Source organism: Agreia sp. Leaf244, assembly GCF_001422695.1.
GTDB lineage: Bacteria > Actinomycetota > Actinomycetes > Actinomycetales > Microbacteriaceae > Agreia.
The window spans coordinates 81,858-108,238 of the sequence record NZ_LMLX01000001.1 but is presented as its reverse complement, the minus strand read 5'-3'; the positions used below and the strand labels follow the sequence as shown (position 1 = coordinate 108,238).

At 67.9% G+C, this 26,381-nt stretch carries 25 protein-coding genes and 1 riboswitch; of the genes, 9 read left to right on the top strand and 16 right to left on the bottom strand.

From position 1 onward, the window contains the following. Positions 1–3: 3 nt before the first annotated feature. The 3 genes from ASF06_RS00495 to ASF06_RS00485 all read right to left on the bottom strand — a co-directional run bounded on the left by ASF06_RS00495 (position 4) and on the right by ASF06_RS00485 (position 3,646). Complete coding sequence (locus ASF06_RS00495) at positions 4–1,836, bottom strand: ABC transporter ATP-binding protein (protein ID WP_055942009.1); 1,833 nt, start codon at positions 1,834–1,836, stop codon at positions 4–6. A gap of 106 nt (positions 1,837–1,942) precedes the next feature. After that, the gene (locus ASF06_RS00490; RefSeq protein WP_055923712.1) at positions 1,943–2,152 is read right to left on the bottom strand and encodes a hypothetical protein; all 210 of its coding nucleotides are present in this window, start codon (positions 2,150–2,152) and stop codon (positions 1,943–1,945) included. A 93-nt stretch (positions 2,153–2,245) separates the two neighbouring features. Then, on the bottom strand, positions 2,246–3,646 hold the full coding sequence (locus tag ASF06_RS00485) for an MFS transporter (RefSeq protein ID WP_055942007.1): 1,401 nt from the start codon (positions 3,644–3,646) through the stop codon (positions 2,246–2,248). 261 nt (positions 3,647–3,907) lie between these two features. Between ASF06_RS00485 and ASF06_RS00480 the strand changes: the two genes are divergently transcribed. Then, positions 3,908–4,723 carry a ribokinase gene (locus tag ASF06_RS00480; RefSeq protein ID WP_055942005.1) on the top strand — a complete coding sequence of 272 codons (816 nt, stop codon included), beginning with the start codon at positions 3,908–3,910 and terminating at the stop codon, positions 4,721–4,723. Between the two features lie 4 nt (positions 4,724–4,727). Here the strand turns inward: ASF06_RS00480 and ribH are convergent, their stop codons facing one another. From ribH to ASF06_RS00455, 5 genes are all read right to left on the bottom strand, one after another. Then, positions 4,728–5,207 (bottom strand): 6,7-dimethyl-8-ribityllumazine synthase, encoded by a 480-nt coding sequence (gene ribH / locus ASF06_RS00475; protein ID WP_055923703.1) that lies wholly within the window; start codon positions 5,205–5,207, stop codon positions 4,728–4,730. Next, positions 5,204–6,508, bottom strand: coding sequence for a GTP cyclohydrolase II (gene ribA, locus ASF06_RS00470; protein ID WP_200920278.1), 1,305 nt, complete (start codon positions 6,506–6,508; stop codon positions 5,204–5,206). The genes ribH and ribA overlap by 4 nt, the downstream gene beginning before the upstream one ends. A gap of 35 nt (positions 6,509–6,543) precedes the next feature. Beyond that, on the bottom strand, positions 6,544–7,155 hold the full coding sequence (locus tag ASF06_RS00465) for a riboflavin synthase (protein WP_055942000.1): 612 nt from the start codon (positions 7,153–7,155) through the stop codon (positions 6,544–6,546). A 1-nt stretch (position 7,156) separates the two neighbouring features. Further along, positions 7,157–8,248: a bifunctional diaminohydroxyphosphoribosylaminopyrimidine deaminase/5-amino-6-(5-phosphoribosylamino)uracil reductase RibD gene (gene ribD, locus ASF06_RS00460; protein WP_055941995.1), complete on the bottom strand. Its 1,092-nt coding sequence runs from the start codon at positions 8,246–8,248 to the stop codon at positions 7,157–7,159. Positions 8,249–8,342: 94 nt separating this feature from the next. After that, a riboswitch (FMN riboswitch) is annotated at positions 8,343–8,515 on the bottom strand. 33 nt (positions 8,516–8,548) lie between these two features. Further along, complete coding sequence (locus ASF06_RS00455; RefSeq protein WP_055941992.1) at positions 8,549–9,322, bottom strand: polyprenol monophosphomannose synthase; 774 nt, start codon at positions 9,320–9,322, stop codon at positions 8,549–8,551. 277 nt (positions 9,323–9,599) lie between these two features. Here ASF06_RS00455 and ASF06_RS00450 point away from each other — a divergent pair, with 277 nt between their 5' ends. The 4 genes from ASF06_RS00450 (at position 9,600) to ASF06_RS00435 (ending at position 13,975) form a co-directional block, all read left to right on the top strand. Next, positions 9,600–10,130 carry a GtrA family protein gene (locus ASF06_RS00450; RefSeq protein ID WP_055941989.1) on the top strand — a complete coding sequence of 177 codons (531 nt, stop codon included), beginning with the start codon at positions 9,600–9,602 and terminating at the stop codon, positions 10,128–10,130. Positions 10,131–10,226: 96 nt separating this feature from the next. Continuing rightward, positions 10,227–10,979 (top strand): SDR family NAD(P)-dependent oxidoreductase, encoded by a 753-nt coding sequence (locus ASF06_RS00445; protein ID WP_235500850.1) that lies wholly within the window; start codon positions 10,227–10,229, stop codon positions 10,977–10,979. Positions 10,980–11,002: 23 nt separating this feature from the next. Next, positions 11,003–12,835 (top strand): hypothetical protein, encoded by a 1,833-nt coding sequence (locus ASF06_RS00440; protein WP_055941983.1) that lies wholly within the window; start codon positions 11,003–11,005, stop codon positions 12,833–12,835. Positions 12,836–12,844: 9 nt separating this feature from the next. After that, positions 12,845–13,975, top strand: coding sequence for an FUSC family protein (locus tag ASF06_RS00435; protein ID WP_235497091.1), 1,131 nt, complete (start codon positions 12,845–12,847; stop codon positions 13,973–13,975). 16 nt (positions 13,976–13,991) lie between these two features. On the opposite strand, the gene trpS is transcribed toward ASF06_RS00435, so the two are convergent. The 3 genes from trpS to ASF06_RS00420 are packed head-to-tail and all read right to left on the bottom strand — an operon-like array spanning position 13,992 to position 17,028. Next, on the bottom strand, positions 13,992–15,002 hold the full coding sequence (trpS, locus tag ASF06_RS00430; protein ID WP_055941980.1) for a tryptophan--tRNA ligase: 1,011 nt from the start codon (positions 15,000–15,002) through the stop codon (positions 13,992–13,994). Positions 15,003–15,060: 58 nt separating this feature from the next. Continuing rightward, entirely contained in the window at positions 15,061–15,909 is an 849-nt protein-coding gene (locus tag ASF06_RS00425; protein WP_055941977.1) for an exodeoxyribonuclease III, read from the bottom strand. A gap of 9 nt (positions 15,910–15,918) precedes the next feature. Then, positions 15,919–17,028: a YihY/virulence factor BrkB family protein gene (locus ASF06_RS00420; RefSeq protein ID WP_055941973.1), complete on the bottom strand. Its 1,110-nt coding sequence runs from the start codon at positions 17,026–17,028 to the stop codon at positions 15,919–15,921. Between the two features lie 185 nt (positions 17,029–17,213). Here ASF06_RS00420 and ASF06_RS19310 point away from each other — a divergent pair, with 185 nt between their 5' ends. Next, entirely contained in the window at positions 17,214–17,798 is a 585-nt protein-coding gene (locus tag ASF06_RS19310) for a hypothetical protein (protein WP_157439023.1), read from the top strand. A gap of 86 nt (positions 17,799–17,884) precedes the next feature. On the opposite strand, the gene ASF06_RS00410 is transcribed toward ASF06_RS19310, so the two are convergent. The 5 genes from ASF06_RS00410 to ASF06_RS00390 form a co-directional block, all read right to left on the bottom strand. Further along, on the bottom strand, positions 17,885–18,643 hold the full coding sequence (locus tag ASF06_RS00410; protein WP_055923669.1) for a succinate dehydrogenase iron-sulfur subunit: 759 nt from the start codon (positions 18,641–18,643) through the stop codon (positions 17,885–17,887). Further along, positions 18,644–20,446: a succinate dehydrogenase flavoprotein subunit gene (gene sdhA / locus ASF06_RS00405; protein ID WP_055941969.1), complete on the bottom strand. Its 1,803-nt coding sequence runs from the start codon at positions 20,444–20,446 to the stop codon at positions 18,644–18,646. It lies immediately after the preceding gene. An 11-nt stretch (positions 20,447–20,457) separates the two neighbouring features. Continuing rightward, a complete protein-coding gene (locus ASF06_RS00400) occupies positions 20,458–20,910 on the bottom strand; it encodes a succinate dehydrogenase hydrophobic membrane anchor subunit (protein ID WP_055923663.1) in 453 nt (150 codons plus the stop codon). Positions 20,911–20,912: 2 nt separating this feature from the next. Beyond that, complete coding sequence (gene sdhC / locus ASF06_RS00395) at positions 20,913–21,344, bottom strand: succinate dehydrogenase, cytochrome b556 subunit (RefSeq protein WP_082479639.1); 432 nt, start codon at positions 21,342–21,344, stop codon at positions 20,913–20,915. 164 nt (positions 21,345–21,508) lie between these two features. Further along, positions 21,509–22,660 (bottom strand): glycosyltransferase family 4 protein, encoded by a 1,152-nt coding sequence (locus ASF06_RS00390; RefSeq protein WP_055923657.1) that lies wholly within the window; start codon positions 22,658–22,660, stop codon positions 21,509–21,511. Between the two features lie 141 nt (positions 22,661–22,801). On the opposite strand from ASF06_RS00390, the gene ASF06_RS00385 reads away from it, so the two are divergent. The 3 genes from ASF06_RS00385 (at position 22,802) to ASF06_RS00375 (ending at position 26,289) form a co-directional block, all read left to right on the top strand. After that, positions 22,802–23,920 (top strand): mannose-1-phosphate guanylyltransferase, encoded by a 1,119-nt coding sequence (locus tag ASF06_RS00385; RefSeq protein WP_055941964.1) that lies wholly within the window; start codon positions 22,802–22,804, stop codon positions 23,918–23,920. Between the two features lie 55 nt (positions 23,921–23,975). Further along, entirely contained in the window at positions 23,976–25,031 is a 1,056-nt protein-coding gene (locus ASF06_RS00380; protein ID WP_055941961.1) for a BMP family lipoprotein, read from the top strand. 178 nt (positions 25,032–25,209) lie between these two features. Further along, positions 25,210–26,289 carry a BMP family lipoprotein gene (locus ASF06_RS00375; protein WP_055941958.1) on the top strand — a complete coding sequence of 360 codons (1,080 nt, stop codon included), beginning with the start codon at positions 25,210–25,212 and terminating at the stop codon, positions 26,287–26,289. The last annotated feature ends 92 nt before the right edge of the window (positions 26,290–26,381 follow it).

Below are 26,381 nucleotides of genomic sequence, written 5' to 3'. Positions count from 1 at the left end.
CCGTCACACCAGCAGCTGGTGCTTCGCCAGGTCCTTGTACAGCGGCGTCGACACGACGAGCTCGGAGTGCGTTCCCACTCCGACGACCCGACCGTGCTCGAGCACCACGATCTGGTCGGAGTCGACGACCGTCGACAGTCGGTGCGCGATCACGATGAGCGTGCGGTTCTCCGCGACAGCGTCGATAGCCTCGCGCAGCATCTGCTCGTTGAGGCCGTCGAGGCTCGACGTCGATTCGTCGAGCAGCAGGATGGGCGGGGCCGCGAGCAGGGCCCGGGCGATGGCCAGCCGCTGGCGTTCCCCACCCGAGAGCATTACGCCGTCCTCGCCGACGGCGGCGTCGAGCCCGTTGTCGTTGCGGTCGAGCACCTCGCCGAGGTTCACGGCGTGCAGCACCTCGATGCACTGCGCATCGGTGGCGTCGGGAGACGCGAGCAGCAGGTTCTGTCGGAGTGTTCCGGCGAGCACGGGTGCGTCCTGCTCGACGTAGCCGATCTGCGACCGCAGCGTCTCGCGGTCGATCGCCTTGAGGTCGATTCCGCCGAGGCGCACGGTGCCCGAGGTCGGATCGTAGAAGCGCTCGATGAGCGCCAGCATGGTGCTCTTGCCGGCTCCAGACGGGCCGACGAGCGCCGTGCGCTGACCCTGGCGGGCCGCGAAGCTCACGCCGTGCAGAACACCGGATGCCATGGGCCCGCCCGCGGGCACGTCGGCATCGTCGACGGGCGCGCCGGCATACGCGAAGTGCACGTCGTCGAACTCGAGAGCGACTCCGTCGGATGCGATGGGCGGAGCCGAGGTGCGAGCGATGTCGGCGTCGAACTGCGTCTCCACCGGCAGATCGATGATCTCCTGGATGCGGCCGAGGGCGCCGAGCGCCTGGTTCACGGAGTTGAGCGCGCCGAACGCCTGGCCGAGCGGCATGATCATCATGAACAGGAAGAGGATGAACGAGATCAGGCTGGCGATGGTGATCGAGCCGTCCGCGACGCGGAAACCGCCCACGCCGAGCACGACCAGCAGCGACACCTGCAGGGCGATACCGGCGATGGGCACGACGAGGGCCGAGATCTTCGCGACCCGCACTCCCATGTCGAACGCGCCCCGCGCATCCGTTTCGATGGCCGCGATCTCGCGGTCGGTCGCGTTTGACGCACGCACCGTGCGGATGGCGCCGAGTGAACGCTCGACCGATGCCGCGAGGTCGCCGACCTTCTCCTGCTGCTTGCGGCTGGCGGTGCGCACGCGGCCCGAGATGAGAACGACGGTGACGACGGAGACGGCGATGACCGCGACGGTGAGGCCGAGCAGCACGGGATCGATGATGAGCATGGCGATCAGGGCGCCGAAGAAGACGAGCGAGCCGCCGATGGCATCGACGAGACCCTGGGTGATGACGGCGTAGAGCAGCGTGGTGTCGCTGCCGACGCGGCTCACGAGGTCGCCGGTTCGGCGCACATCGAATTCGCGGATCGGCAGGCGCAGCATACGGCGCACCAGCTGGCGGCGGGCCGACAGCACGACCGCCGTGCCCGTGCGCTGCAGCAGGTAGTGCTGGAACCCACTGATGAGACCGGAGACGACCACGAGGACCACCAGCGCGGCGACGAGCGTTCCCAGTGGGTCGCCGGCCTGAACCACGGTGATGACCTGGCTCACCAGCAGGGGCTGGGCCAGGCTGGCGGCCGCGCCCAGAATGCTGAGCACGATGACGACACCGAGGATCGGTCGGTGCTCGGAGAGATAGGGCAGCAGCTGGCTGAACTTCGCGCGGGGGCCGTCTTCGGCCTTCGGCGATCGGCCCAGTCGGCGTCGTGGCTGCGTGCTGGTGCTCATGCGGATCTTTCTACTGCGGGAAGAGGGGAGTGCGATGCGCCGCACGGTCGGTCGAGCCGAGTGCGCGTGCCTCTCACAATTGTGCACCGCGTGCGCGCGATGCGGGTCACCGCGTGGTGACGACGACCGCGGGGGTGTCGACCGCGGGGGTGTCGATCGACGACGCCGGGGGCGAGACCGGGGGAGCGAGCAGAAGGGCCGCGAGCATCAGGCCGCCGAGACCGGATGCGAGAAGCCAGGCGCGGATCGCCCGTCGGGGCTCGTCGCCTCGCCAGGAACCGGCGTTGCGCCACGGCGTGCCCGCGTGAATCGACATGTCCTCACCATATGCCTCGAGCCTGCGAACTGCCGCACAGTGCAGGGCACTGGCGGCGGTTCGCAGGCTCGTGGATGCGTGCGGTGACGCGGGTCAGGAGACGTTCGACTCGTAGTCGACGTCCTTCGTCTCCTTGCTCGCGATGAGGGCAACCAGCGTGATCACGGCCGCGGCGCTGAGGTACAGGCCGACCAGCCACGTGCTGCCGTCGGCGAGGGTCCACAGGTAGACGGCGATGAACGGGGCGACGGCGGCACCGAGGATGCTGGCGACGTTGTAGCTGATGGCCGAGCCGGTGTAGCGCACGTTGGTCGGGAACAGCTCCGGCAGGATCGATCCCATCGGGCCGAAGGTGAGCCCCATCAGCGTGAAGCCGATGATGAGCAGGGCCATCACACCCACGAAGCCGCCGCCGAAGAGCGGAACGAAGAGCAGACCGAACACGATGATGCCGATCGTGACCCAGATGAGCGTCTTGCGGCGACCGAACTTCTCGGCAAGGGGGCCGGCGACCAGGGTGAAGATGCCGAAGAACACGACACCGATGATCAGCATCACGAGGAAGTCGTTGCGGGGGTAGCCGAGGCCCGCGACGAACGTGTCGGCCGAGAACGGCTTGCCCGCCTTCTCGGCGGCGGCCTGCCCGGCCTCGACGGTCGCGGGGGTCGTTCCGAAGGTGAGGGTGAAGGTGGTCATCAGGTAGAACAGCACGTAGGTGGCCAGCATGATGAACGTGCCGAGGATGAGCGGCCACCAGCTCGTCTTGAAGACGCGCGCGAGGGGGAGCTTGGCGACCTCGCCCTTCTCGACGACTTTCTGGAACGCGGGCGTCTCGATGAGCTTGAAGCGCACGTAGAGTCCGACGGCGACGAGCAGGGCGCTGCCGAGGAACGGGATGCGCCAGCCCCAGGCGGCGAAGTCCTCGGCACTGAGTCCGAGCGACAGCCAGAGGAATACGCCGTTGGCGACGATGAACCCGATGGGGGCACCCAGCTGGGGGAACGTACCGTAGATGGCGCGCTTGCCCTTCGGGGCGTTCTCGGTCGCGAGCAGCGCCGCGCCGCTCCACTCGCCGCCGAGGCCGAGGCCCTGGCAGAAGCGGAGGATGACGAGGAACGTCGGGGCGAGCACGATCCAGCCGTCCGCGCTCGCGGTGGGCAGGCATCCGATCAGCACCGTCGCGATACCCATGGTGAGCAGCGAGGCCACGAGCGTGCCCTTGCGGCCGATCCTGTCGCCGAAGTGGCCGAAGATGATCGAGCCGATGGGTCGTGCGACGAACGCGGCGCCGAAGGCGGCGAACGAGCTCAGCAGCGCGGTGGTGTCGTCGGCGTTCGGAAAGAAGAGCTTCGGGAAGACGAGCACGGCCGCGGTGGCATAGACGTAGAAGTCATAGAACTCGATCGACGTGCCGATGAGGCTGGCGAGGATGACGCGCGAGCGCGGATTGGTCTTGGGCGCGGGCGCTGTTGCGGCCGGGGCTGCGGATGACATGAGCGGGCTTTCGGTGAGTGCGTCGAGACGCGATGACGAGAGCGCATCGGCATGACGCCGGAGTGGCAACGTTGTTCGTCGGCCCCACGAGCGTGATCGATGCGAAAAGTGTCGGCGCCGGTTCTGCGCCCCGACAACCATACGCGTGAATCGGGCGCGGCACGCCCCCCACGGGGGGGCATTCCCGCAGCGGCATACGAACACAGTTCCCCTACAATTGTGCCGAACGCGTCCGACGGTGGCCGTTCAGGATGGACAGTCATGCCCCGCGTCTTCGTCGTCGGTTCCCTCAACATCGACTCGGTCGTCGAGGTGGAGAGACACCCCCGACCCGGCGAGACGCTCATGGGCGGCGACGTGGCCACCTTCTTCGGAGGAAAGGGCGCGAACCAGGCCGTTGCAGCCGCGGCGGCGGGCGCACAGGTCCTCTTCATCGGCCGTGTCGGCGACGACGCGGGTGGGCACGACTACATCGCTCGGCTCCGCGCTCGCGGGATCGATGCCAGCGGGGTCGCGGTGACAGAGGGCTCGACCACCGGGCATGCGATGATCGCCCTCGACGCGCAGGCCGAGAACACCATCATCGTGTCGCCGGGCGCCAACGCCCGTCTCACGACGGAAGACCTCCACCCCCTCGAGTCCGTCGAACCGGGCGACGTGCTTCTCGCGCCCCTGGAGTCCGACCTCGAGGTGATCGCCGAGGCGGCGCGCATGGCGCACTCGCGTGGCGCCAGGGTGGTGCTCAATCTCGCTCCGTTCGCGGAGATCCCCGTCGAGGTCCTCGCGCTGGCCGACCCGGTGGTCGTGAACGAGCACGAGGCGCAGCAGCTCGAGCGCTCCGGGGTGTCACCGGAGTCGCTGCTGGTCACGCTCGGCTCGGCCGGCTCGCGCTGGGGCTCCATCGAGGTCGCCGCAGCCCGGGTCGACCGCGTGGTCGACACCACGGGTGCGGGCGACAGCTACTGCGGCACGCTTGCCGCGGGCCTCGCGGCCGGCCTGGATGCGCGCGCCGCCATGCAGGCCGCGAGTGACGCGGCGGGTCGCGCCGTCGAGTGGGTCGGCGCGCAGCCCGACTGACAGCTCAGCGGCGTTCCAGCATGATCTTGCGTATCGCCTGCGCGGTCGCGAGGGCGGCCTCGGCAGCCTCGGCCCCCTTGTCCTCCTTCGAGTCGGGCAGCCCTGCACGGTCGAGTCCCTGCTTCTCGTCGTCGAGCGTGAGAACGCCGAAGCCGATCGGCTTGCCCGTCTGGATGCTCACGTGCGTGAGGCCGGAGGTCGCGGCATCCGACACGTACTCGAAGTGCGGCGTGCCGCCGCGGATGATCACGCCGAGCGCCACGACGGCGTCTGCACCTGCCTCGAGCGCGGCCTTCGCGACCACGGGCAGTTCGAAGCTGCCCGGTACCCGCACCTCGCTGACCTCGGCGCCTGACGCGTCGAGAACCCGGTGCGCGCCGGCGAGGAGGCCGTTCGTGATGGTCTCGTGCCAGAGGCCGGCGACGATCGTGATCTTCAGGCCGTCGCCGTCGGTGTTGAGAGTGGGGGATCCTGCACCGCTCATGATGAGGGCCTTTCGTCGGGGGTTGTGGGGGAGAGCTGGTCGCGAGTGACCCACTCGGGGATGACATGGCCCATGCGGGACGCCTTTGCGGTGAGGTACCCGGCGTTCGCCGCGTCGACGCCGACGATGAGAGGCACCCGTTCGGCGACGGTCACGCCGTGCTGCTCGAGCTGGCTCACCTTGTCGGGGTTGTTCGTGAGCAGCCGAACCGATCGGATGCCGAGATCGGCCAGGATGGCGACCGCGGCCCCGTAGTCGCGGGCGTCCGCGGGAAGCCCGAGAGCGAGGTTGGCGTCGAGGGTGTCGAGGCCGTCCTCCTGCAGTCGATAGGCGCGGAGCTTGTTCAGCAGACCGATGCCCCGTCCCTCGTGGCCGCGGAGGTAGATGACCACGCCGCCCGTGGCGTGCACCTGGTCGAGGGCCTCCTGCAGCTGGGGACCGCATTCGCACTTGAGCGACCCGAACGCCTCGCCGGTGAGGCACTCCGAGTGCACGCGCACCACGGCTGTGGGGGATGCGGGATCGCCCGAGACGAGGGCCAGGTGCTCGTAGCCGGTGACGGTGTCGTGGTAGGCCCTGATCCTGAAGTCTCCGTGCACGGTCGGAACCGTGGTCTCGACCTCGAAGGTCACGCGCAGGGGCTCGCTCGCGACCTCGGGAGCCGTGACGATGGCCTCGGGCGGTGTTCCGGCGAGCCGGGCCGCCGCATCCACGCCGTCGAGGTAGTCGATGAGGGCCGCGATCGTGGTGACGGGCAGCCCGGCTTCTGCCCCGAGCTCGAGCAGGCCGGGCAGGCGCATCATCTCGCCGTCGTCGGCGACGATCTCGCCGATCACGCCCACCGGCGTGAGGCCGGCCAGCGTCAGCAGGTCGACGGTCGCCTCGGTGTGGCCCGGTCGCACGCGCACTCCGCCAGAGACGGCGCGCACCGGCACCACGTGGCCCGGCCGGATGAAGCTCTGCGGGGTCGACGTCGGGTCGGCGAGGCGACGGAACGTTTCCGCCCTGTCGGTGGCGCTGATCCCCGTCGTGATGCCCGACGACGCGTCGACCGTGACCGTGTAGTCGGTGCGCAGAGAGTCCTCGTTGCGCTCGACCATGCGCGGAAGGCCCAGTCTGTCGCTCGTCTCAGCCGTCATCGGCGCGCACAGGAATCCCGAGGTGTGCCGCACCATCCAGGCGATCCACTCGGGAGACGCATGCTCGGCGGCCAGGATCGCGTCGCCCTCGTTCTCGCGGTTCTCCGCGTCGGCCACGATCACGGGTCGGCCTTGGCGGAGGGCGTCGAGGACCTCGGTCATCGGCGAGAGAGAAGTCGGTGAAGACGGCGTGGCGGTCATGAGCGGGCTCCGAACGACAGGAGGCGTTCCACGTGCCGGGCGAGGATGTCGGTCTCGATGTTGACCCGGTCGCCGGGCGAGAGCGTTCCCAGGGTCGTGGCCGACAGGGTCTCGGGAATGAGCGACACCTCGAACCAGTCGCCCTCGACGTCGCGTCCGATGGCCGAGACGGTGAGCGAGACGCCGGAGACCGCGATCGATCCCTTGTCGACGACGAGACGAGCGTTCTCGGGCGAGAGCCGGAACCGGAGCACGCTCCATGCGTCGCCGGGGGAGACCGAGAGAACGGTCGCCGTGCCGTCGATGTGCCCCTGCACGATGTGGCCGCCGAGCCTGTCTCCCACCAGTGCCGCGCGCTCGAGGTTCACCTCGGAACCCTCCACGAGCGAGCCGATGGTCGACATGGCCAGCGTCTGCGCCATCACGTCGGCGGTGAAGGTGTCGTCGACGCGATCGACGACGGTCAGGCAGACGCCGCTGACCGAGATGGAGTCCCCGTGGCGGGCGTCGGAGACGGACAGGGGGCCGCGAACGGTCAGGCGCAGCGCGTCGCTCGAGGCGACGACCGCCGTGATCGTTCCGCGTTCTTCGATGATTCCGGTGAACATGTCAGTCGTCTTCTTTCGGTGTGGCGGAGTCTATGCGGGCGGAGTCTGTGCGCACGGCGTCCGCCTCGGGGGAGTTCTCGGGGCGGGCGACGAGCAGCACGTCGTCGCCGAGTCGCTCGACGTGGGTGAATCTCATGCGGCGCTGCTCGGAGATGGTGTGCACCCCGATGTCGATCACCGCGGTCGCGGGTCCGCCCAGCAGCGTGGGCGCGACGTAGACGAGCACCTCGTCTGCGAGACCCGCGGCGAGAAAGGCGCTCGCGAGGGTCGGGCCGCCCTCGACGAACACGTGGCGCACGTGGCGCTCGGCGAGCGAGGCGAGAAGCCCCGGCAGGTCGCGATGCGGGTACTCGATGACGCCGGCCGGATGCGCGAGGACGCGCGATTCGCGCGGTACCGCACGGCGTCCGACGACCACGGGGATCGGCTGCTCGGGCAGCTCACGGCCTTCGGGGTCACGCGCCGTCAGGCCGGGGTCGTCGGCAAGCACGGTGCCGGTGCCGACCGCGATGACGCCCGCCTCGGCGCGCCGCCGATGCACATCGGCTCGGGCGGCGGGCCCCGTGATCCACTGGCTGGTGCCGTCGGCCGCGGCCGCGCGGCCGTCGAGACTGGATGCCCATTTGACGGTCACGAAGGGCGTGCCGCGTCGCATCGCGGTGAGCCAGGGCAGGATGTTCTCGGTGGCCTCGGCGCCGAGGAGTCCCTCTTCGACGTCGATGCCGGCGTAGCGGAGGCGCTGGCCGCCCCCGGCCGATGAGACGCCCGGATCTGCGACGGCGTAGACGACCCGGCCGATGCCGGCCGCGATGAGCGCCTCGCTGCACGGGCCCGTGGTGCCGGTGTGGTTGCACGGTTCGAGCGTCACCACCGCTGTCGCGCCGTGGGCGAGCGAGCGGTCGGCGAGGGCGTCGAGCGCGGCGACTTCGGCGTGCGCCGTGCCCTGCCCGCGATGCCAGCCTTCGGCGATCACCAGGCCCGACGCATCCAGAATCACGCAGCCGACCCGGGGATTCGCACCGTTGGCCGGGCCGCGCCGCGACAGCTCGATCGCACGGCGCATCGCGTCGGCTTCGTGTCGCTGCCTGGTCATCCGGTCTCCGTCTGGTCGACGCATTCCGGGGCCCGTCGCATGATCGACGAGTTCGCCGCCCGAGAAAGTCGCGCGTGCGCGATCGTTCGGGTGGCGCGTGCATCCTCTCATCCGGACTTTGGAGGCCACCAGCTCGCCTCGTTACCGTCGGTCCTGGAGTTCCACCAGGTCAACCGCAGAGTGTTCGCCCCCAGGAGGAGAGCGCGTCGACTGCGGCTCGCGGACTGTCACCGCCGGTTCGGAATTCCACCGACCCCGGAGCACGTAGTGCTTGTTATGCGACCTGCCTTCGCAGGAAGGTCACTTACTACTTATACCCCCAACGCCGGGGCGCCGCGAATATTCCATGTCGCCGCGTGACGAGCCGAAGCGATCGGTGAGTCCCCAGGTGGTGACCTTGAGCAGTGCCTCGATCACGATCGCGGAGCTCATCTTCGAGCTGCCCTCGACCCGTTCGACGAAGGTGATGGGGAACTCGCGTACGTCGCCCCCGGTCTTCTCGACGAGCCAGGCCATCTCGATCTGGAAGCAGTAGCCCTGGCTGGCGACGCTTCCGAGGTCGATCTGCCGGAGCGTGTCGATGCGGAAGCCGCGGAAGCCCGAGGTGATGTCGTGCAGTTTCGAGCGCAGCAGGATGCGCGCGTACGCCGTTCCTCCGCGGGAGATGAGGCGGCGGTACAGGGGCCAGTTGCGGGTCTTGCCGCCGGCGATCCACCGGGCGCCGATGGAGAGGTCGGCGCCGGCCTCGAGCTGCGCGATCATGAGCGGCAGCTCCTCGGGCTGGTGCGAGCCGTCGGCATCCATCTCGATGATGAAGTCGACATCGTGATCCTCCGCCCACCGGAATCCGGCGATGTACGCGGCTCCCAGCCCGTTCTTCTCCGTGCGGTGCATCACGCTCACCCGGTCGTCGCGGGCGGCGATCTCATCGGCGAGACGACCGGTGCCGTCGGGGCTGTTGTCGTCGACGACGAGGATGCGTGTGGTCGGCACGGCGCGCAGGGTGCGCTCGACCGCGTCGGACAGTGCGTGCAACTCGTTGTACGTCGGAATGACGACGAGGGTGGATGACATGGGGTGCCTCTCTCACGAGAACGATACGGCAGCCGATCTCGACTGGAGCAGTCGTCACTCTAGATGGCGCCACCGCCCGGATCGCTGGGTGTTCGCTGGTGGTCTGTCGAGTGTTTCGGAGCGACGGGGAGATTAGATGGCTCGGAGGTTGATTCTGTGTGAACGTCAAGGCAAGCCTTAGCTCCCTCACAGTAACGCCGGTGGGGTAATTGCTAGCCTCGAAGAGTTCGACAGCGCCGTTGATCCGCCCCACCTTCACTTCGCGTTTGGAACATCCATGGCATCGATCGACCCGCTCGGCCTCGTGCCATCCCGCTACCGTCGCATCGTGCGCGAGCTCGTTCAGTTCGGCATGGTCGGCGGTGTCGGCTTCGTCGTTCAGGTCTCGGTGTTCAACCTCCTCCGCTCCACCGTCTTCTCGCCCACAGAGGTGCACAGCGGTCCGATCCTGGCCATGCTCGTCTCCACGTTGCTTGCGATCGTCGTGAACTGGCTCGGCAATCGTTACTGGACTTTCCGGTCGAAGCGGCAGACACGCATCCTGCGCGAGAGCGTCGAGTTCTTCGCAGTCAGCGTCGTGGGCATGATGATCGGCCTCGGGTGCCTCTGGTTCTCGCACTACGTGCTCGGGTTCCGCAGCGTGTTCGCCGACAACCTGTCGGGCAACGTGATCGGGCTCGTGCTCGGCGCTGCTTTCCGCTTCGTGCTGTATCGCTTCTGGGTATTCAACGCCAACCGTTCGCTCGAGACAGTCACGGTCACGGCTCCCGTGACGGTCGCAGCCGACAGGGCCACCCCGACCTCCTGAGCCTCGCCGGGCATCTACCCCGCGGCACACCGGTTGACCAATTCGGTGTAGGGTTGGGCCGTTCGACCGCACATGCTTTCACAGGAGATGGCAACGATGACCGCACGGCTTGAGGGAAAGACCGCACTCGTCACGGGTGCCGGATCAGGGATCGGCCGCAGCGTGGCCGAGAGCTTCGCCCGAGAGGGCGCGCGGGTCGTGTTCTCCGACCGCGACCTCGCCGCGGCGCAGTCGGCCGCGTCGGCCTGGCCCACGGCCATCGCCGTCGAGCTCGACATCTCAGACGAGGCGAGCGTCGCCGCCGCGTTCGCCGGTCTGGATGCCTCGGGTTCGGCCCCCGACGTCGTCGTGGCGAACGCGGGCGTGCAGCTCTTCGGCCACGACGCGAAGATCGCCGACCTCGACCTCGAGGTGTGGAAGCGCACGATCGACATCAACCTCACCGGCACCTTCCTCACGGTGAAGCACGCCGTGCGCGCGATGCTCGCGCGAGGAGGCTCGATCATCCTCACCGGCAGCCCGACCGGCTTGAACGGCGAGGGCCAGGACTTCACCGCCTACAGCTCCTCGAAGGCGGGAATCCACGGTCTCGCCCGCACGGTCGCCGCTGCGTATGCCGCAGACGGAATACGCGTGAACACGGTCGTTCCCGGCTACACGGAGACGCCGCTCGTGACGGCCATCTCGGGTGACGAGGAGGCCCGCGCCGCGATCGTCTCCCGCATCCCCCTCGGTCGTGCCGGCACGGCATCCGACGTCGAGGGCATCATGATCTACCTCGCCAGCGACGAGTCCAGCTTCGCCACGGGCGCGCTCTTCCGCGTCGACGGCGGAATGACGACGCTCTAGCCGCTGAAGCTCCGCGGTCGACCATGCTCACCTCTCCTCCAGCCGATCTGCTCCGCGCCGACGAGCTGACGACGACTCGTATTCGGCGCGGTCCCTGGCAGGTCGAGCTCCGCGCTGGCGAGCTCGACGACATCCGACACGCGGGCAGGCCGGTGCTGCGCAGCGTGCGCGTCGTCGTGCGAGACCGCGACTGGAGAACCCTGCGCTCGAGCGTCGAACGTATCGAGGGCTCCGAAGGGGGCGGGCAGCTCGTACTCCACGGAAGCGCGGAGCAGGGCGACGCTCTCGTGCGCTGGCGCCTCACGGTCGAAACGAGCGACGAGACTCTCATCGTGGCCTTGCGGGCCGAGGCCGAGTCCGACTTCCTCCGCAACAGGCTCGGCCTGATCGTCCTGCACTCGCCCGAGCTCGCGGGCCGGGAACTGACGGTGGAGCATCCCGACGGCGGGTCGACGAACACGGCATTTCCGATCGAGATCTCTCCCCACCAGCCGGCTCTCGACATCCGGGCCCTTTCGTGGACGGGAGGGGGCGCCGGCGACCCCGTGGGATGCCGCCTCGAGCTGAGCGGCGACGTGTTCGAGATGGAGGACCAGCGCAACTGGACCGACGCCTCGTACAAGACGTACTCCACCCCGCTGTCGGTGCCCTTCCCGGTCGAGGTTCGCGCCGGTGACGTGATCGAGCAGTCGCTCACGCTCGCCTGCTCGCCTGCTCGGGCAGGATGGGACAGCCCGGCCGACGACGACATCGACGACATCGCCGACACCGTGCCGCTCACCCTGATCGCGCGCCTGCCGGGCACGACGATTCCCCGGCTCACGACCATGGCCTCGACGGCGCCCGGAGGAGACGAGAAAGGGCCGCAGGCCCCCTGGGCGCGAGAGCTGCTGGTCGAGCTCGACCCGGCCACGCCAAACTGGGGAGCAGCCTTCGAACGGGCCATTCGCGACGCGGGCGATCGCCAGCTCGATGTGAGGCTCATCGCCGCCGGTGTCGGCGCGGCCGAGCCCGTCCTCGACGCCCTCGCGGCGCATCCATCGGGCCGCTTCGCGCGCATAGGGCTGTTCGGGGGAGCGGGACACCTGGCCGACACCGACACGTCGCGTGCCCTCGTGGCGGCGCTCGACGCCCGGGGTCTCGACATCCAGGTCATCGCGGGAACCCGCGCCCACTTCACCGAGCTGAACCGCGGCATCGATCGCCTCGATTCGTGGCGGGGACCGATCGCGTTCAGCATCACGCCGTTCATGCACGACACGTCCGGCCACCAGCTCGTCGAGTCGGTGGCCATGCAGCGGCAGGTGGTGGGGGCGGCTCGGCGGCTCGCTGACGGCCGACCCCTGCACATCGGACCGATCACCCTCGGGGCCCGCTTCAATGCGGTGGCGACCACGCCCGCGCCGCAGGCTCCCGGCCCCGACCTCCAGGCAGGCTACGGCGCTGCGCTGGTGGAGGGTGCGAGCGATCCACGGACGGGCTCGGCGTCGCTTGCAGCCTGGCTCGTCGCGAGCGTTGCGTCACTGGCGGCCCCCACGGCGCTCACCCTCTGCTTCGTCGAGGAGTGGGGGCAGCGCGCGGCGAGCCATCCACAGGCTGTCCAGGCGCTCACCTGGCTGTCGCAGCTCGAGGGCGCGACCCTGATCGAGGCGAGCGCGCCGGGGCTCGCCGTGATCGCGGCCGCACCGAGGGCCGGGGGCCGAACGGTGCTGATCCTCGGCAACCTGAGCGCCGAGCGGCGTGCGGTGAGCGTGCCGGGCGAGGCGGCGCCCGTGCAGCTCGGTGCAGGCCAGGTCGCGCGCATCGAGCTGCGCCCGGGAGCCGGTGCCGGAAACGATCGCCTGGCCGAGGAATAGGCTGGGGGCGTGACCCGTCCCCCTGCCGAGAGCCCCAGACGGGGCGCGTTCGCCAGGCGGATGGTCGAGGCGGGGCTGGCCCCTGCGCGCTACGCCCGAGTGCTGCAGTCGGACGACAGGGCGCCGCTGCTCCAGATCGTGAAGACGGGTGTCGCGGCATCCCTCGCATGGATCGTGTGCCTCGCGATCCTGCCCGCCCAGCTGCCCGTCTTCGGGGCCATCGCCGCGATCATCGTGGTGCAGCCCAGTGTGAACCAGTCGTTCGCCAAGGCGCTGGAGCGCACCGTCGGCGTCATCGTCGGAGTCGTGATCGCCTACTTGGTCGGGCTGGTGTTCGGACAGTCGACCTGGATCGTGCTGCTCTCGATCGTGCTCGCTCTGCTCACGGGCTGGGCGCTGCGACTCAGCCAGTCGACCACCGTTCAGCTGCCCATCAGCGCCATGCTCGTGCTCACGATCGGAGCGCAGACCCCGGGCTACGCGGGCGGACGCATCATCGAGACGGCTCTGGGAGCGCTGGTCGCCGTGGCCGTGAACCTCGTCGTCGTGCCGCCCGTCAGGCTCCAGCCCGCCCACGACGCGGTGGCCGCACTCGGCAAGGAGACCGCCGCGTGCCTCGACGGCCTCGCACAGCTGCTCGTCGAGCCGTCGACCGCCGCGCAGCGCAACCAGGCCCTCGTCGAGGTTCGCCTGCTCGCCCCCATGCTGGCGAAGGCCCGCGCGGCGGTCACGAGTGCGGAGGAGAGCCTGCGTTTCAACCCGCGACGGCGCACGAACTCCGAGGCTCTCGAACTCGACGACGACCTGCTCGCCATGCTCGGGGTCATCGTCGGCCGGGTGCCCGGCATGGTCAGAGGTCTCGCCGACAACTACGACGAGTCACTGCACACCGAGAGCACCGTCACGGGGCTGGCTGACGAGATGACCCGGGCGGCCCACGACCTGCGCCTGGTGATGCAGGACTCGGACCTCGACGGCGACGAGCCCGAGCCGCTCACGAGCGAGGTGCCCGCCCTGACGGCGCCGCTCCGGGTGATCACTCCGAGCCCGACCCACTGGATTCTGATCGGCTCGCTCATCGAAGACCTGCGCCGCGTTCACGAGGTGATCGTCGAGGCGGGGCGGAGCGTCAGGCCCTGACGCTCCGGCTCACGGTTCAACTGGAGCGCGGCAGGAAGCCGACCTTGTCGTAGACGTCGGCGAGGGTGGCCGCTGCCACCTCGTTCGCGCGGTCGGCATTCGCGGCGAGGATGCGGTCGAGCTCTGCAGGGTCTGCCAGCAGCTCGAGGGTGCGCTCGCGAACCGGACCGAGGGTCGATTCGACCACCTCGACCAGGGCCTTCTTCAGGTCTCCGTAGCCGCGTCCCGCGAAGTCCTCCTCGAGCGACGAGATGGGCACGTCGCCGAGCACCGAGAAGATGGTGAGCAGGTTGGCGACCCCGGGCTTGGCCTCGCGGTCGTACACGACCCGGCCATCGGCATCCGTCACGGCCCGCATGATCTTCTTCGCCGTGGTCTTGGCGTCGTCGAGCAACCATACGATGCCGGCCGGCGACTCCGAGGACTTCGACATCTTCGACTGCGGGTTCTGCAGGTCGAAGATCTTGGCCGTCTCCTTGAGGATGTAGGGCTCGGGGATGCGGAAGGTCTCGCCGAAGCGCGCGTTGAACCGGGTCGCGAGGTCACGGGTCAGTTCGATGTGCTGACGCTGGTCCTCTCCGACCGGAACCTCGGCGGCCTGATAAAGCAGGATGTCGCCGGCCTGCAGGATCGGATATGTGAACAGTCCGACCGACGCCGCGTCGGATCCCTGCTTGGCCGCCTTGTCCTTGAACTGGGTCATGCGGCTCGCCTCGCCGAAACCGGTGAGGGTGTTGAGCACCCACGCGAGCTGGGCGTGCGCCGGAACCTGCGACTGCACGAAGAGGGTCGACTTCGCCGGATCGATGCCGGCGGCGATGTACTGGGCGGCGGTGAGACGGGTGTTCTCACGCAGCGTCGCCGGGTCTTGAGGAACGGTGATGGCATGCAGGTCTGCGATGAAGAAGAACGCGTCGTGGGTCTCCTGCAGGGCTTTCCAGCTCATCAGCGCGCCGATGTAGTTGCCGAGGTGAAGCGATGCGGCCGAGGGCTGCATGCCGGACAGAAGGCGTGGTTTGGCGGTCATGGGTATGTCGTTCCCTGAGTTGGTGTCGTTCCCTGAGCCTGTCGAAGGGAGGGGGTAGTTAGAGTGCGTAGTCGACGACCACCGGAGCGTGATCGCTCCAGCGCTCGGCGTAGCTTGCGGCGCGGTCGACGGTGTAGTTCGTGACCGTGGCCGCCAGGTCGGGCGTGGCGAGCTGGTAGTCGATGCGCCAACCCGTGTTGTTGTCGAACGCCTGGCCACGGGCCGACCACCACGTGTAGGGACCCTCGACCTCTCCGGCGGCGCGCCGGCCGATGTCGACGAAGCCGAACCCGGCGCCCGCGTTGTAGTCGGGGTCGCCCTCGGCGCCGAGGAAGCGATCGAAGTACGCGCGTTCCTCGGGCAGGAAGCCGGCGCGCTTCACGTTGCCCTTCCAGTTCTTGATGTCGAGGGTGCGGTGGCCGACATTCAGGTCGCCCACGACGACGGCGAGCGGGTTGTGCTCTTTCAGCAGCGGCAGCCTCTCGACCATCGCATCGAGGAACTTGTACTTCTCGACCTGCTTCGGCGTTCCGGCCTCGCCGGAGTGCACGTAGGTGGACACGACGGTCACGACCTTATCGCCCACCTCGTAGTCGGCCTCGAGCCAGCGCCCGGCGCTGTCGAAGTCGTCGGCGCCGAGCGCAACACGGTGAATGGATGCCTTGTTGCGGCTCGCCAGCGCGACCCCGGCCCGCCCCTTGGCCGTCGCGGCGTCGTGCAGGATGTCCCACTCGTCGCCGAGCAGGTTCTCGAGGTCGCTCGTGGCCGCCCGCACCTCTTGCAGGGCGAGGATGTCGACCTCCCGGTCGTCGAGCCACGCGCCCATGCCGTTGCGGAATGCGGCGCGCACGCCATTGACGTTGACGGATGCGATACGGAGAGGGGTGCCAGAGTTCGACGAGGACATCCGAATAGTTTAGCGAGGTGTCGGGGTCTCGTCCTTCAGTCTCGACTCCTCGCGAACCGCCGCCTTGAGCTTGCGCGAGAGACCACGGCGTCGTAGTCCGTGGGCCTCGCGGAGCTCATCCTCGAGGCGCTGCCGCTCGGCGGCGGCCACCACCACGCGGGCCTCGGCCTGCTTCAGTTCAGCCTCGGCCTCAAGCTGTTCGGGCGACAGGCCGCGAACATCCAGGCCGACGTCCGCGACTCCGACGGAGATCCACGCCGCGGTGATGAGGATCACCTGGCAGATCAGGTTGAAGAAGATCAGCAGACCGGCGATCACGGCGAACGACGCGATGAGCGGGTTGTTGCTCGCTCCTCCCAGCAGCAGACCTCCGAGCGCCTTCAGCACGCCCAGGGCGGCCGCCCCGATGAGTGCGCCGCTGATCACGCGGCGGAAGGGGATCCGGATGCCCGTCAGCACTCGATAGAAGACCAGCAACACGAGCGCGTCCAGGGCGAACGCGATCAGCAGGCCCACGATGCGGGCCACGACCACGGCGAAGCCGGAGGTGTTGTCGATGCCGAACAGATCGAACGCCAGACCGATGAGGGTCGTGCTGCCGATGCTGATGCCGGCCGACACGACCAGCACGATGCCGAAGCCGAGCGCGAGCCCGGCATCCTTCAGTTTGAGCAGAAGGAAGAAGGTGGTGTCGGGGCCGACTGAGAAGATGCGGCGGATGGCGTCTCGCGCAGACGCGAGCCAGCCGAGGGCCGTGAAGACGAGTCCGACCAGGGCGATGGCACTCGACCAGCTGAGCGCGGGGGTGTTGAGCAGGGCGTCCGCGTCGACGGCGCCGCCGTCTCCGATGAGGCCGGGAACCGCGTTGCCGATGATCGTGATCAGCTCCTCGAGCAGGGGGCGGTTCGACGCCAGGACGAGTCCCGCGATCGAGAACCCCGCCCAGAGCGCGGCGAACACGGCGAAGAGGGCCTGAAACGACATGCCGGCGGCCATGAGCGGTCCGCCGTTCGAGGCGTAGTGCTGGAACACCCGCACGGGCTTCAGCTTCATGACCTTCTGCACGAGTGCAGGGATGCCGGTGGCCGGTTTCTCGGTGGAGGTGCTGTTGTCGCTCACCCACCCACCCTATTCAGCCCGAGCACATCTGCGCCCCCACTTGACGCCGACCGCGATTTCCCGAGTGAGCACTTTCTGCCGGAGGGAAGCTTCGCGACCGACGAGAACTGCACACTCGATTGATCGTCTGTCGGCGGACGGGGACAACTTTCCCCTGCTCGCGTCGAGATCGGCATCATCGACGGATGAACCGACGCGCGGAACTTCCCGACGGGCTTGATAGACGCGCGTTCTCGGTGCGTCCCGCGCTCCTCGACGCGTGGTGCCAATGCGCACCTCTTCTATCGCTTGATGAACTCATCATTGCGGGCGATCACATCGTCGGCGGCCGCTACCCGCAGAAGAGTCTTCAACAGCTTGTCTCTGCAGTGGACTCATGCGCTGGCGGGCGCGGGGTCCGCACGCTGAAGCATGCTCTCGAGTGGGTGCGGCCGGGCTCCGGGTCCCCGAAGGAGACCGAGTTGCGACTGCTCCTGGTGCGAGGTGGCCTTCCCGAGCCCGAACTCAACGGCGATGTCTACGGACCCGACGGAACGTTCATCGGCCGAGGCGATCTTCTCTACCGGCAATTCAAGGTGCTCGTCGAATACGACGGCTCGCAGCATGCTGACGACCGTCGCCAATTCCACCGCGATGTAGACCGCCTCGAAGCTTTCGCTTTCGACGAGTGGAGTATCGTGCGCGTGCTCAAGGAACACATGAACTCCGACCGTGCCGACATCGTGACGAGAGTACGAAAAGCCCTCATCGCGCGGGGTTGGCGCCCTTGAGACGCCCCGAGAGTGCAGAAACGGCCCGTGCGAATGAACGCGACGGGCCGTTTCTGCACACTCGATCAGTGCACGAGGGGCAGGGGCTACGGCTTGCCCCGCATGATGGCCTGCTTGACCTCGGCGATGGCCTGGGTCACCTGGATGCCGCGGGGGCACGCCTCGGAGCAGTTGAAGGTGGTGCGGCAGCGCCACACGCCCTCTTTGTCGTTGAGGATGTCGAGGCGCACGTTGGCGCCCTCGTCGCGGCTGTCGAAGATGAAGCGGTGGGCGTTGACGATGGCCGCGGGACCGAAGTACTGCCCGTCGGTCCAGAAGACCGGGCAGCTCGACGTGCACGCGGCGCAGAGGATGCACTTGGTCGTGTCATCGAAGCGTGCGCGCTCGGTGGCCGACTGAAGGCGCTCCTTCTCGGGCTTCGACGACGAGATGAGGAACGGCTGCACCTCGCGGAACGACGCGAAGAACGGCTCCATGTCGACGACGAGGTCCTTCTCGAGCGGCAGGCCCTTGATGGCCTCCACGTAGATGGGCTTCGTGATGTCGAGGTCTTTGATCAGCGTCTTGCAGGCGAGGCGGTTGCGGCCGTTGATGCGCATCGCGTCAGACCCGCAGATTCCGTGGGCGCACGAGCGGCGGAAGGTCAGAGACCCGTCCTGCTCCCACTTGATCTTGTGCAGCGCGTCGAGCACGCGGTCGGTGGGGTACATCTCGACGTCGAAGTCCTGCCACGTGGGCTCTTCGTCGGTGTCGGGGTTGTACCGACGAACGATCAGCGTGACCGTGAAGGTGGGGATGACGTCGTCAGCGGGGGCCGGCGGAGAATCCAGGGTTGCTGTACTCATTTAGTACTTCCTCTCCATGGGCTGGTAGCGGGTCACGACGACCGGCTTCCAGTCGAGTCTGATGTGGTCGCCGGCGTCGGCCGACATGGGGTCGCCCGAGAGGTAGGCCATGGTGTGCTGCATGTGGTTCACATCGTCGCGGGTCGGGTAGTCCTCGCGCATGTGCGCTCCGCGGCTCTCCTTGCGGTTGCGCGCCGAGTAGACCACGACCTCGGCCAGGTCGAGAAGGAAGCCGAGTTCGACGGCCTCGAGCAGGTCGGTGTTGAACCGCTTGCCCTTGTCTTGAACGAGGATGTTCTTGTAGCGCTCGCGCAGGTTGTGGATGACCTCGGTCACCTCGGTCAGGCTCTCTTCGGTTCTGAAGACCTGGGCGTTGCGGTCCATCGACTCCTGCAGCTCACGGCGGATGACCGCGATGCGCTCGGTGCCGTTGGAGTTGCGCGCGTTCTCGATGAGTTCGCGCACCCCGGCCGCGGGGTCGTCGGGCAGCTCGACCCACGGCGCCGTCTGCACATACTGGGCGGCGGCGTTTCCGGCGCGCTTGCCGAAGACGTTGATGTCGAGCAGCGAGTTGGTTCCGAGGCGGTTGGAGCCGTGCACCGAGACGCACGCGCACTCGCCGGCGGCGTAGAGGCCGGGAACGACTGTGGTGTTGTCGGAGAGCACCTCGGCCTGGATGTTGGTGGGGATGCCGCCCATCGCGTAGTGCGCTGTGGGGAGCACGGGCACCGGCTCGGTGTACGGCTCGACACCCAGGTAGGTGCGCGCGAACTCGGTGATATCGGGCAGCTTGGCGTCGATGACCGCGGGGTCGAGGTGCGTGATGTCGAGGTAGACGTAGTCCTTGTGCGGACCGGCGCCGCGACCCTCTCGGATCTCGAGAGCCATGCAGCGGGCGACGATGTCACGGGGCGCGAGGTCTTTGATCGTGGGGGCGTAGCGCTCCATGAACCGCTCGCCCTCGCTGTTGCGCAGGATCGCGCCCTCGCCGCGGGCGGCCTCGGAGAGCAGGATGCCCAGCCCGGCCAGGCCGGTCGGGTGGAACTGGAAGAATTCCATGTCCTCAAGCGGGAGGCCCTTGCGCCAGATGATTCCGACGCCGTCTCCCGTGAGGGTGTGGGCGTTCGAGGTCGTCTTGTAGATCTTGCCGAAACCGCCGGTCGCGAAGATCACGGCCTTCGACTGGAAGACGTGGATCTCGCCGGTGGCCAGCTCGAAGGCGACGACGCCGGCCGGCTTCTGCCCGCCGAAACCGTCGCTGACCATCACGAGGTCGAGCACGTAGTACTCGTTGAAGAAGTTGATGCCGAACTTGACGCAGTTCTGGTACAGCGTCTGCAGGATCATGTGGCCCGTGCGGTCGGCCGCGTAGCAGGCGCGACGAACGGGCGCCTTGCCGTGGTCGCGGGTGTGCCCGCCGAAACGACGCTGGTCGATCTTGCCCTCGGGCGTGCGGTTGAAGGGCAGACCCATGTTCTCGAGGTCGATGACCGCGTCGATGGCCTCCTTCGCGAGGATCTCCGCGGCATCCTGGTCTACCAGGTAGTCGCCACCCTTGACGGTGTCGAAGGTGTGCCACTCCCAGCTGTCCTCCTCGACGTTCGCGAGGGCGGCGGCCATGCCGCCCTGCGCCGCGCCTGTGTGACTGCGGGTCGGGTAGAGCTTGGAGATGACTGCCGTCTTCGCCTTGGGCCCGGCCTCGATGGCCGCCCGCATTCCGGCGCCGCCGGCGCCCACGATGACGATGTCGAACTGGTGGTAGTGAACTCCGTCGACGACGGATCCGTCTGCGTATTCGGTCATAGCGGTCGCCGTCAGCTCGCCGAGCAGAACGAGGCGAGGAGATCGGCGGGTGCGCCGGCGGGGCAGGGGTCGAACGTGAAGATCACAAGAGTTCCGAGCGTTATGAGGACGATGACAGAGAAGAGCAGGGCGCCCTTGAGGATGCCCCGGGTGGTGCGGTGCGATGCGTAGTCGTTGACGAGCGTGCGCATGCCGTTGGCGCCGTGGATCATGGCGAGCCAGAGCATGAGGCAGTCCCAGACCTGCCAGAACGGGTTCGACCACTTGCCGCCGACGAAGGCGAAGTCGATCGCCTTGATGCCGTCGCCGAGAACGAGGTTCACGATGAGGTGGCCGAAGATGAGCACGACGAGCACGAGGCCCGAGGCGCGCATGTACATCCAGCCCCACTTCTCCCAGTTGATGCCACGCGATCGCGGGGCGCGGGAGTACGGGCTGCGGGGAGCGTCGATCGTTGTCGCCATGATCAACCCACCTCGCTGAAGACGTTGATCAGGTGGCGCGGAACGAATCCGGCCATCGTCACGACCCAGAGGCCGATGACGACGTAGAACATCACTTTCTGGTACTTCGGACCCTTGGTCCAGAAGTCGATGAGGATGATGCGGATTCCGTTGTAGGCGTGGAACGCGATGGCGCCGACGAGCGCCGTCTCGCCGAGGCCCATGATCGGGTTCTTGTACGTGCTCATCACGGCGTTGTACGCCTCGGGGGCGACGCGCACCAGCGCGGTGTCGAGAATGTGCACGAGGAGGAAGAAGAAGATGGCGATGCCCGTGATGCGGTGAAGCACCCACGACCACATTCCCTCTCGCCCGCGGTACAGAGTGCCCTGAGGCCTCTTGCCCGTGGGCGCCAGGGATCCTGGCGCATGGGTTCCTGTCTCGGTTCTGGACACGAACAACCCTCCTTGGTTGAGTAAGCCGTGCTGGAGATGGCTCGTCGCGGTCGTGCCGGTCTACTCGTGCAGGTGGTTCAGGATCGGGCGAAGGCGAAGATGGTATCCAGTTTATAAGTTCTCGTCGCTCGTGCTTGTTAGGTATCCCTAAGCCGCTTCGCCGCTTACACTGCCTCGCCGACCGGAACCGGCCGTCGGGCAGCGATAACCGCCGAGTAGTGGCCGAGCAGCTCGGTGCAGACGGAATTCCACGTGGTCGCCCGCACGGCGCGGCGCCCGGACTCTCCCATGCGCAGGCGCAGGTCGGTCGAGACGACGAGGTCTTCCACGAGGGTGCGCATGCTCGTGTCTCCCGACCGCGCGTCGGGATCGAAGAGGTACCCGTCGCTCCCGTCGTGCACCAGGTCGACGGGGCCGCCGGCGCGCGGGGCCACCACGGGCAGGCCGGCGGCGTGCGCCTCCTGAATGGTCTGCCCGAACGTCTCCTCGGTGCCGGTGTGCACGAAGACGTCGAAACTCGCGTAGGCGACCGCGAGATCGTGACCACCCTTCCTGCCCAGCCAGGTCACCGGCATCCCGCGCAGCAGCCGCCCCACCGACGGGGTCGAGGGGCCGTCTCCGACGATGGCCAGCGAGATGCCGTCGATGCCGCGCAGCTGGTCGAAGCGCTCGAGCTGCTTCTCGGGGGCGACGCGGCCGACGTAGCCGAGAACGACCTCGCCGTTCGGCGACAGCCGGGTGTGCAGGTCGACGGCATCCGGATGCGTGCGCAACCGCGGGTGGTATCGCTCGGTATCGACGCCGCGGCCCCACCGGGCCAGCCGGGTGACGCCTGCGGCGACGAGGTCGTGCTCTGAGCTCGACGAGGGCACGAGCGTGAGATCGGCGGCCTCGTGGATCCACCGAACGAACCGCCAGGCCAGGGCGGCGGCCTTGCCGAGGTGGTTGCGCTTGGCGTAACCGGCTACGTCGGTCTGGAAGATGGCCACGCTCGGCACGCCGATGCGGTTCGCCGCGGCGATCGCCTGCGCGCCGAGGAGGAACGGCGACGCGGCGTGCAGCACGTCGGGGCCGAACGCGCTGAGCACCTTCTGCACCTGGGGATGGGGGAGTCCGACGGGGAACTGCCGGTAGGCCACCGCCGGCACCGCGTGGATCGTGAACCCGCGGTAGCTCGAGGGCGTGTTTCGGGCGGCGGGGGCGATGAGGATGGCCTCGTGCCCGGCGTCGGCGAGGAAGTCGAGCACCTTGCAGACGCTGTTGGTGACGCCGTTGACCGTGGGCAGAAAGCTCTCCGTGACGACGGCGACTCTCATGGACTGCTCCCGTCGGCCCGGGGATGCACCGGGCACGTTCTGAACGCTACGAGCGGAGTGTGGCGGACGGGTTAATGACGGGTGGCGGCCAGGTGAGCATTCGTTCAATCGCGAGCGACGCCGGATGGGTAGGGTGGGGCCATGGCTGAGAACTCTGCGATGGACCGTTTCTACAGCGTCATTCCGGCCGGAGGAATCGGCTCGAGACTCTGGCCGCTCTCCCGCGCCGACGCGCCCAAGTTCTTGCACGACCTCAGTGGCTCGGGTCGCAGCCTCCTGCGCGACACGTGGGAGCGGCTCGCTCCCATCTCGGGCGAGCAGCGGGTGATGGTGGTCACAGGCCGCGCCCACCGCGCCGCCGTCGAGAAGCAGATCCCCGAGCTCGCCGACATCAACGTGGTTCTCGAGAGCGAGCCGCGCGAGTCGTCCGCGGCCATCGGACTCGCCGCCGCCATCCTTCAGCAGCGCGAACCGGGGGTCATCATCGGCTCCTTCGCCGCCGACCACGTGATCACCCAGACCGAGGCGTTCCGCGACACGGTGGTGCAGGCGGTGAACGCGGCCGACGCCGGCTACATCGTGACCATCGGCATCACGCCGACAGAGCCGTCCGTGGGTTTCGGCTACATCCTCACGGGAGCCGACCTCGACCTGCCCGGGGCCCCGACAGCGATGGTGGCCCAGCGCTTCGTCGAGAAGCCCGACCTCGAGACGGCCAAGAAGTACCTGAAGAGCAAGAAGTACCTCTGGAACGGCGGCATGTTCATCGCCCGCGCCGACAAGCTGCTCGAACAGCTCGGCAAGGCCGAACCCGAGCTGCTCGCCGGTCTGCTCGAGCTGGCCGAGGCCTGGGACACTCCGCGTCGCGGGGCCGTCGTCGACCAGGTCTGGCCCAAGCTCAAGAAGATCGCCATCGACTACACCGTGGCCGAGCCGGCAGCACTCGACGGCACGCTCGCGGTCGTTCCGGGCGACTTCAGCTGGGACGACGTGGGCGACTTCGCCTCCATCGCCAAGCTGCACTCCACCGGTCGCGGCTCGGAGCTCGCGATCCTGGGCAAGAACGCCCGCGTGCTGTCCGATTCGTCGAGCGGCGTTGTGGTCTCGCAGAGCGGCCGCGTGATCAGCCTCATCGGCGTCAAGGACATCGTCGTCGTCGATACACCGGATGCGCTGCTCGTCACGACCAGCGAGCATGCCCAGCGGGTCAAGTCGGTCGTCGACGCCCTGCGCCTCGGCGGCTCGGGCGACGTCCTCTGACCCCACCGTTCCCTGAGCCAAGCTCAGGGAACGGCGTGCGACTAGTCTTTTGGCTATGTCGACCTCAACTGTCCTGCGCTCCGTCGTCGTTCTCGCCGCCTCGGCCCTGGTGCTGGCCGGATGCGCTCCGGCGCCCGAGACGACCGAGACGGCCAGCGACTACTGCGCGCGCATGGTCACCAACTCCGGCGGTCTCGAGGACCGCTCGTTCAACCAGTCGAGCTGGGAGGGCCTCGAGAAGGCCAAGAGCGATCTCTCCATCGACGCCGAGGTCATCGTGTCGACGAACGAGACCGACCTGGCGCCGAACGTGACCCAGGCGGTCGACAGCGGATGCCAGTTCGTGCTCACGGTCGGCTACGAGCTCGCCGACGCGACCTCGGCCGAGGCGAAGGCCAACCCCGACGTGCACTTCGCCATCGTCGACGAGCAGGTCGACGGTGAGAACATCAAGCCGATCGTCTTCGACACGGCGCAGGCGGCCTTCCTCGCCGGCTACCTGGCCGCGGGAACGAGTGCGACGGGCAAGGTCGCCACGTTCGGCGGCGGCAACCAGCCTCCCGTGACCCTGTTCATGGACGGATTCGTCGACGGCGTCGCCAAGTACAACGCGGTGCACGGCACGGCGGTCCAGGCCCTCGGCTGGAGCAAGGACGCCCAGGACGGCGTGTTCACGGGCGACTTCGAGGACATCAACAAGGGCAAGGTCACGACCCAGGCCTTCATCGACCAGGGCGCCGACGTCATCCTCCCCGTCGCGGGCCAGGTCGGAGAGGGTGCTGCGGCGGCCGCCCTCGAGAACCCGAACGTGTCGATCATCTGGGTCGACAACGACGGCTACGAGACCCTGCCCTCGTCGTACAAGCCCATCGTTCTGACGAGCGTGCTCAAGAACACCGGTGACGCCGTCGTGCAGATCGTGGGCGACGACCTCGACGGCACGTTCGACAACACCCCGTTCGTGGGAACGCTCGAGAACGGGGGAGTGGCCCTCGCTCCGTATCACGACAAGGCTGCGGCGGTCTCGGCCGATCTGCAGGCCGAGCTCGACGGGTTGAAGAACGACATCGTCTCGGGCGCGCTCGAGGTCACCAGCCCCAGCACGCCGTAGTCTTTCGGGGCTTTTCTCCGGTGAACATTTCGGGGTTGTTTCGGCGTGAACGCGTCTTTGTAACGACTGGGCCGCGATGCCGTCCGCGGGCCGCAAGCCGCGCGTCACATTAGGTAACGTGAGAGACCACACAGCCCTGCGCTCCGCATCTGAAGCGGGGCAATCCTTGGAGGACACCTTGAGCAAGACCATTCGCCGTGCCGCCATGGGTGGCATCGCCACCCTCGGCTTCGCCGCTCTCCTCGCCGGTTGCGCATCCGCGCCGGCAGAAACCGATTCGACCGACTCCGCAGACGCCAAGGCCCTGCCCTGCATGGTCTCCGACGCCGGTGGATTCGACGACAAGTCGTTCAACCAGGCGGGCTTCGAGGGCCTCAACGAGGCCGCGAAGTCGCTCGGTGTCGAGCCGGTGACCGTCGAGTCGAACTCCGAGACCGACTTCGCGCCCAACATCTCGAGCCTCGTCGACCAGGGCTGCTCGCTCATCGTGACCGTCGGCTTCGCGCTCGCCGATGCGACCTCCGCCGCGGCCGAGGCCAACAGCGACGTCGAGTTCGCGATCATCGACGACGCGAGCATCGATGCAGACAACGTCAAGCCGATCACGTTCGACACCGCCGGCGCCGCATTCCTCGCGGGCTACGCGGCCGCCGACTACTCCAAGTCGGGCATCGTCGCGACCTGGGGCGGCATGAACTTCCCCACCGTCACGATCTTCATGGACGGCTTCGCCCAGGGCGTCAAGTACTACAACGAGCAGAAGTCGAAGGACGTCAAGGTTCTGGGTTACGACCTCGCCAACCCTGACTCCGCTACCTTCACCGGTGGCTTCGAGGCTAACGACGTCGCCAAGACGACCGCTCAGAACTTCATCGACCAGGGTGCAGACGTTCTGCTCCCCGTCGGCGGACCGATCTACCAGAGCGCCGGCGTCGCCATCCAGGAGTCCGGCAAGGACATCGCCATGGTCGGTGTCGACTCCGACCTCTACGAGAGCGACCCCACCTACAAGGACCTCTACCTGACGTCGATCCTCAAGGGCATCAAGACGGCCACCAACGCAGTCGTCACCGACGCCGCAGCTGGCAGCTTCAGCAACGAGCCCTACGTCGGAACGCTCGAGAACGACGGAGTCGGCATGGCGCCGTTCCACGACTTCGAGTCGAAGGTCAACTCCTCGCTGCGGGGCGAGATCGACGACATCAAGGCGAAGATCATCTCGGGCGACATCACCGTCACCTCGTACCTGAGCGAGTAGTCGCACCCAGTTCCACCCGCGTGAGATCGGGGGGCCAGCCACGGCTGGTCCCCCGACCACGTTAAGTCCCCTCTTCACGCATCGACCGGATG